The sequence below is a fragment of the Campylobacter sp. 2457A genome (assembly GCF_020135895.1).
GTDB lineage: Bacteria > Campylobacterota > Campylobacteria > Campylobacterales > Campylobacteraceae > Campylobacter_D > Campylobacter_D taeniopygiae.
Map to the genome: position 1 here is coordinate 1 of NZ_JACHTO010000076.1, position 736 is coordinate 736.

Consider the following 736-nt stretch of genomic DNA (forward strand, 5'->3'; position numbering starts at 1 on the left):
CAATACAACAAATACTAGCAATAACACTAATTTTAGTATAAGTAAAACAAATTCTCCTAATTATGATATATCTAGTGAATTTAAAAACTCTATTTATACTTTAAAATTCAAACAAGCAGATATAAGTAGCAATACAGCCTATGGTTATAGTGTAGATAAAGATGGTTATATGGGAGAAGACTTTAATGAAGCTGCAGGATTACCAAAAGATTTTAAAATACATAAATCTACTTTAGATGAGATAGAGAGAGTGGCTGAAAATAACTTTTATAATGCAAAAATAAAAGAATATCTAGGTGTGGATAAATATTATGATAATATAGATATGGCAAATACTATTAAACAATACTATAATCAATTTAATCAAATTATAAATCATACTTTTAACGATACCAATAAAACAAGTTTTAGTGAAGCAGATTTAAATAGTTTACCTAAAGGTGTAAGTTATTCTAGTAATGACAAAACCATAGGTGTTATGCCAAAAAATTATGATAAATTGCAAATTACAAATTATTACAACACCCAAGAGCAATACGATGAAATGGAACAATTAGGAACAATTGCAAGTATCAATACAGGATTGCAGCCATTAAATTTTACTCCTCAAAGTATGCAAACTCAAAATTTAGATCAAGACAGTGCAAGAGATACTTTTAATCCTGATATGTCATTTTATCCAAAAAATGAAGATGGAACTTATACTAAAGAAGATTTATTTATGAGTTTTTTAAAA

At 26.1% G+C, this 736-nt stretch carries 1 protein-coding gene; it reads left to right on the forward strand.

The features are described 5' to 3' along the window. On the forward strand, positions 1-736 hold a 736-nt coding region (locus tag H2280_RS08385), incomplete at both ends, for a Cj0814 family flagellar-dependent secreted protein (RefSeq protein ID WP_442862348.1).